This window comes from Pseudomonas brassicae, assembly GCF_010671725.1.
GTDB lineage: Bacteria > Pseudomonadota > Gammaproteobacteria > Pseudomonadales > Pseudomonadaceae > Aquipseudomonas > Aquipseudomonas brassicae.
The window spans coordinates 1-5,941 of record NZ_JAAHBU010000141.1 but is presented as its reverse complement, the minus strand read 5'-3'; the positions used below and the strand labels follow the sequence as shown (position 1 = coordinate 5,941).

General features: G+C 67.2%; 2 protein-coding genes and 3 pseudogenes. All 5 read right to left on the bottom strand.

All coding sequences use genetic code 11. The annotated features are described in order from the left end of the window. Nucleotides 1-86 precede the first annotated feature (86 nt). Nucleotides 87-1,150: pseudogene (locus tag G3436_RS11375) on the bottom strand (2,3-butanediol dehydrogenase). Between the two features lie 91 nt (nt 1,151-1,241). Next, complete coding sequence (locus tag G3436_RS11370) at nt 1,242-2,348, bottom strand: acetoin dehydrogenase dihydrolipoyllysine-residue acetyltransferase subunit (protein ID WP_163944840.1); 1,107 nt, start codon at nt 2,346-2,348, stop codon at nt 1,242-1,244. Continuing rightward, nucleotides 2,345-3,363, bottom strand: a pseudogene (locus tag G3436_RS11365) (alpha-ketoacid dehydrogenase subunit beta). The gene G3436_RS11370 and the pseudogene G3436_RS11365 overlap by 4 nt, the downstream one beginning before the upstream one ends. 40 nt (nt 3,364-3,403) lie before the next feature. After that, complete coding sequence (locus G3436_RS11360; RefSeq protein WP_163944837.1) at nt 3,404-4,378, bottom strand: thiamine pyrophosphate-dependent dehydrogenase E1 component subunit alpha; 975 nt, start codon at nt 4,376-4,378, stop codon at nt 3,404-3,406. Nucleotides 4,379-4,400: 22 nt separating this feature from the next. After that, nucleotides 4,401-4,688: pseudogene (locus tag G3436_RS11355) on the bottom strand (ATP-NAD kinase); the annotation flags it as partial. Nucleotides 4,689-5,941: the final 1,253 nt, after the last annotated feature.

The following is a 5,941-nucleotide window of genomic DNA, read 5'->3' as shown; positions in this document are numbered from 1 at the left end:
TCCCACAGGGACAGCGGTGATCCTGAGTGCGGTGCAGAACCTGTGGGAGCTGGCTTGCCAGCGAAAGATTCAACGCCGACCCAAGCCTACAGCCGCGCCGGCGACACGATGATCTTCACGTTCTGCTCCTTGTTGTTGACCAGTTCCTCGAACCCTTCACTGACGATCCCCTCCAGCCCGATGCGCCCGGTCACCAGCGGGCTGATGTCCAGCCGTCCGTCGGCAATGAAGGCGATCACGTCGGCAAACTCGCCGTTGTAGGCCAGCGCCCCCATGACCTGCTTCTCGGTCGACACCAGATCGAAGAAGTTGAACTCGCTGGGCTCCTCGAAAATCCCCACCAGTACGCATTTGCCGGCCTTGCGGATCGCATCGATGGCCAGCTTGGCGGTGTGCTTGTTGCCGATGCACTCGAAACTCACGTCCGCCCCCAGCCCGCCGGTCAGCGCACGGATCTCGGCCAGCGCGTCGCACTGCTTGGGGTCCAGCACCCGCGTGGCGCCCACCTCCAGCGCCTTGGCCTTGCGCGCGGTGGACATCTCCAGCGCGATCACCCGCGCCGCGCCCGCGCCTTGGCGCACATGATGGTGCACAGGCCGATGGTACCGGCGCCCACCACCACCACGGTCTGGCCCAGCAGATTGCCGGCCTTCTTGACCGCATGCATGCCCACCGCCAGCGGCTCGATCAGCGCCCCGGCCTCGCGCGGGAAGCCTTCGGGCAGGCGGTACAGCAGGTTGGCCGGCACATTGACGCGCTCGGCGAAGGCACCGTTGTTCATCAGACCGGTGAACGCCAGGCGCTCGCAGATGTTGTACAGGCCATGGGTGCAGTAATAGCAGGTGCCGCAATGCTGGCAGGCGTCGGCCGCCACCGGGTCGCCCACGGCGTAGCCCTGCACGCCCTCGCCGAGCTTGAGGATTTCGCCGCAGAACTCGTGGCCCAGGATGCACTGGCCCTGGATGCCGGTGAGCGGGTGCGGCGCCTCGACCGGGATGAACACCGGCCCGGCCACGTATTCGTGCAGGTCCGAACCGCAGATGCCACACCAGTCGACCTTGATCTGCACCCAGCCCGGCGGCGGGTCGGCGGGCAACGGTACGCTTTCGACGCGGATATCCTGGCGGCCATGCCACACGGCGGCGCGCATGCTGCCCACGGGGTTGGAGAGGTCATTCATTATTGTTATCTCCCAGCAGTTCACGGAAAGCGCCGCCGCAGGGGCGACGGCGCGGCGGTAATCAGTGCGCGCGCAGGAACGCCAGCAGGCGCGCGTTGACCTGTTCGGCAGCCTCCAGCTGCACCATGTGGCCCTGGCCCGGCAGGATCTCGACCTCGGCCGCAAGGCCATCGACATGCGTGGCCGGGATGATCGCGTCGTCACTGCCCCACAGCACCAGCGTCGGCTGCTGCGCCACCACCGCGCGCAGGTCGTGACGCTGCACGTCGCCGGCGGCGAGGGCCTCGGCCAGTTGTTGCAGGGCGCTGTCGACGCCTTCGAGGCGCTTGAACCTGAGCATGTCTTCGAGCATCTGGCGAGTTACCAGCGCAGGGTCGGAGAACAGTTGGCTCATCTGTGGCTTGAGGGCATTGCGGTTGCCGGCCGTGACGATGCCATGCAGGTAGCCGCCGTTGATCTCGCGCCCCAGCCCGGCGCTGGCGATCAGGCACAGCGACTGCACCCGGGTCGGCGCCAGCCGCGCCAGGTTCAGCACCACCGCACCGCCCATCGAGTGCCCGGCCAGGTGCACGCGCTCCAGGTCCAGGTGGTCGAGCAGAGCCAGCACGCTGCGGCTCAATTCGTCCAGGTCGCCGTGTTGCAACTGCTTGTCCGATTCGCCATGCCCCGGCAGGTCGAGGGCGATCACCCGACGCTCGGCCGCCAGTGCCGGATGGTTGAACATCCAGTTGTTCAGGTCGCCGCAGAAACCGTGCACCAGCACCAGTGGCGTACCCCCTTCGCCGAGGTCGAAGTAGCGCACCCGGCGCCCGTCCAGTTCGACCTTCTGCGGCGCCGGGCCGCTGTCCTGCTCGGCGCCGTCACCGGGCACGAACTCGGCCTGGAAGCGCTGCACCACGGCATCGATCTGGTCTTCACTGGCGTCGCCCTCGACCACCACCGCCAGCAGCGCGCCCACCGCCAGGGTTTCGTCGGGGCGGGCGATCTGGCGGCGCAGCACGCCGCTGAATGGCGCTTCGACGCTGCTGGAGATCTTGTCGGTCTCCACATCCAGCACCTCGTCGCCCTTGCTGATGTGCTCGCCTTCCTGCTTGAGCCAGGTGTCGATGCGCCCTTCGGTCATCGACAGGCCCCACTTGGGCATGGTCAGGGTGTGGATCTGGCTCATGCCGCGTTCCTCCCTTGCATCACCGTGTGCACGGCGGCCTCGATCTTCGCGGCGGTGGGAATGTAGAGGTCTTCCAGCGCGTCAGAGAACGGCACCGGGGTATGCGGCGCGGTGACCATCTCGATCGGCCCCTTGAGCGCGCCGAAGGCTTTCTGCGCCACCAGCGCACTGATGTCGGTGGCCATCGAGCAGCGCGGGTTGGCTTCGTCGATCACCACCAGGCGCCCGGTCTTCTCGACGCTTTCGAGGATGCTGTCCTCGTCCATCGGGCTGGTGGTGCGCAGGTCGATCACCTCGCAGTCGATGCCCTGGCGTGCCAGGTTGGCGGCCGCCTCCATGGCCAGGTGAACCATGCGCCCGTAGGTCACCAGGGTGATGTCGTCGCCATCGCGCAGGAAGTTGGCCTCGCCGAACGGCACGGTGTACACCTCTTCCGGCACCTCGCCCTGCATGCCGTAGAGCAGCTTGTGCTCGCAGAAGATCACCGGGTCGTTGTCGCGGATGGCCTGGATCAGCAGGCCCTTAGCGTCGTAGGGCGAGGACGGGCACACCACTTTCAGGCCGGGGATGTGGGTCCACAGCGAGGTGAGCATCTGCGAATGCTGGGCGGCGGCGCGCAGGCCGGCGCGACCATGGTGCGCATCACCAGCGGGGTCACCGCCTTGCCGCCGAACATGTAGCGAAACTTGGCGGCCTGGTTGAGGATCTGGTCCAGGCAGCAGCCGGCAAAATCCACGAACATCAGTTCGCACACCGGGCGCAGGCCCTGGGTGGCGGCGCCGACTGCCGCGCCGACATAGCCGATTTCCGACAGCGGGGCATCCAGCACGCGGCCGGGGAACTGGCCGTAGAGGCCCTTGGTGACACCGAGTACGCCGCCCCAGGCGTCGTTCTCACCCGGTGCACCGGCACCGCCCGCCACGTCCTCGCCAATGATGAATACCGTGGGGTCGCGGCGCATTTCCTGGGCCAGGGCTTCGTTGATGGCCTGCTGGTAGCTGATTTTTCTCGCCATGATGATTCTCCGATTGTTCTTGTTGTAGGGGGCGGCTGGCTCAGTACGAGACGTACACGTCGCTGAGCAGGTCGGCAGGCTGCGGTTTGGGGTCGGATTTGGCGCGGCGCACCGAGTCTTCGATCAGGTCCTCGACCTGGGCATCCACCTGATCAAGCTGCGCTTCGCTGAGCAGCCCGGCGCGGGTGGTGCGTTGGCGGAACTGCATCAGGCAGTCGCGGGTCTCGCGCAGGTTCTTCACCTCGTCCGGGGCACGGTAGGTTTGCGCGTCGCCTTCGAAGTGGCCGTAGTAGCGGGTCAGCTTGACCTCCACCAGCGACGGGCCCTGGCCACTGCGTGCGCGCTCGATGGCAGCGCCGGCGGCTTCGTGCACGGCAAAGAAGTCGTAGCCGTCGATGGTCACCCCGGGCATGCCGAAGCCGGCGGCGCGGTCGGCGATGTGGTCGCACGCCACCGACCAGTTCGATGCGGTGGCCTCGGCGTAGCCGTTGTTCTCGGCGACGAAGATGCACGGCAGGTTCATGATCGCGGCCAGGTTCATTGCCTCGAACACCGCGCCTTCGTTGGAGCCGCCGTCGCCGAAGAACACCACGGCGACGTCGTCGGTGCCCTTGAGCTTGGCAGCCAGCGCTGCCCCGGCCACCAGCGGTGCGCCGGCACCGACGATGCCGTTGGCGCCGAGCATGCCCTTCTCCAGGTCGGCGATGTGCATCGAGCCGCCCTTGCCGCCGCACACGCCGGTCTTCTTGCCGTAGATCTCGGCCATCATGCCGTGCACGTCCACGCCCTTGGCGATGCAGTGGCCGTGGCCGCGGTGGTTGGAGGCGATGCAGTCGCTGTCGCGCAGGTGCGCCATGACCCCGGCGGCCGAGGCTTCCTCGCCGGCATACAGGTGCACGAAGCCGGGGATCTCGCCGGTGGCGAACTCCACATGCAGGCGCTCTTCGAAGGCGCGGATGGTGCGCATGACCTGGTAGGCATGCAGGAGTTGTTCGGTGCTCAGGTGAGTGGACATCTTGTTGTTCTCCAGGGTTGTCTCAGCACGGATGGTTCGCAGGGTGTTGCGGGTGTTCACGGCCCACCGCCAGCAGGCGATGGCGCGCGGCATAGGCCAGCACCGCCTCCACCTCGATGCTCAGCGGGCCGTGGGCGTCGAGGGTGACGGTGGGGCGGTCGTGTTCGCAGAACTCGATCTCGCGTTCGCCGTCCAGCGCCAGGGTGCCGGCATCATCCATGTCGATGGCATGGCGCAGCCGGCGTACCGCCGCGGGGTTGTCGCCCATCGCCGCCATGGCATAGGCCTCATCCAGCACCACGCCAGGGGCGGCCTTGCCGGTACGCCTGGCCGCACGAAAATCCTCCAGGGCCAGGCCCGGCTGGCGCATGCGCTGGTAAAGGTAGCCACGTGCATCAGCAGGTCGGTGTTTTGCGGGTCTTGCGCCAGTGCTGCCGACAAGCGCTGCGCGGCTTCGCGCATCTGCAGCTGGTCACCTGCCGACAGCGTGGTGGTCAGCAAGCGTTGCAGTTCGGCGTTGCCGGGGCTGTGTGCGGCCGCCAGGCGCGCCTGAGTGATTGCCTCGGCATACGCCTGGCGTGCATAGGCCGCGTAGGCCTGGGTGGCGTTGTCCTGAGTGCCGGGCTGGGTATCGGCGGGCAGCAGTTCGCACTGGGTGCCATAAAAGCCGTCTGTACACGACATGCTCGGCATCGGGTAGAGCGTGGTGTTCAGGGCCTTGGGCGCTTGGCGCGACGGCTTGAGTTGCTTGCGTCGCGTGTTGGCGGCCTCGTCATCGCTGCTCAAGGGTTCGAGCAGGCCTGCTGCGCGTTGGCTGTCGTTGTCGGCCAGCGCAGCGTCGATGGCGATCAGGCGCACATTGCGCAGTTGTTCTTCGTCGAGCCAGTCTTGCGCCAGCACGGCGTCGAAGTCTTCCCTGGCCGCCTGCGGGTGGCCCTGCAACTGTCGCAAGTAGCCACGCCAGACACGCATGATGGTGTTTTCATCGTCTTCGGCAAGTGCTTCGGTGGCGGCTGTCTCGGCGGCTGCGTAGGCATGCTCCTGAAGCAGGGTGCTCAACAGCAGCAGCCGGTAGGAGGCGACTTCTGGAGCAAGTTCAATGGCTTCGCGCGCCAGGCTTTGCGCCTCTGCGTTGCGCTGCTGCGCCAGTGCCTGGTAGGCCCGCTGTGCGGAGCTCACCGCGTGGTGGCGGCTGTGCGCCTGGCGACGGCCCTCCAGGTCGCCACGGTTCGGAGCGCCCAGGGCAATGGCGGTAGCGGCCGCCTGGGACGCTTGGCTCCATTTTTCCTGGTTTTCCAGTGCATCGACCCACAACAGTGCCCAGGCACCCTGGCTCGGGTCGATGCGAAACGCCTGCTCGGCGTCGCGCTGGGCGTCCTGTGGTCGGTCGGCGTTCAGCGCTTCATACGCCCGTTTGGCCAGCGGGTAGGCTTTCTGGTAGGGCGTCAGTGTCGCGCTTGCGCGGCGTGCGCCGGCTGCCGGGGGTTTGGCCTCGGCGTGCAGCGCCGGGTTGTTGATGCCGCTGGCTAGCGCCGCCTGCGCGGCCTTGCGCGCATCGCCCGG

Excerpts from the sequence above, each read along its gene's own strand:
- G3436_RS11370 (WP_163944840.1), bottom strand. The coding sequence starts at position 2,348 with ATGAGCCAGATCCACACCCTGACCATGCCCAAGTGGGGCCTGTCGATG.
- G3436_RS11360 (WP_163944837.1), bottom strand. The coding sequence starts at position 4,378 with ATGTCCACTCACCTGAGCACCGAACAACTCCTGCATGCCTACCAGGTC.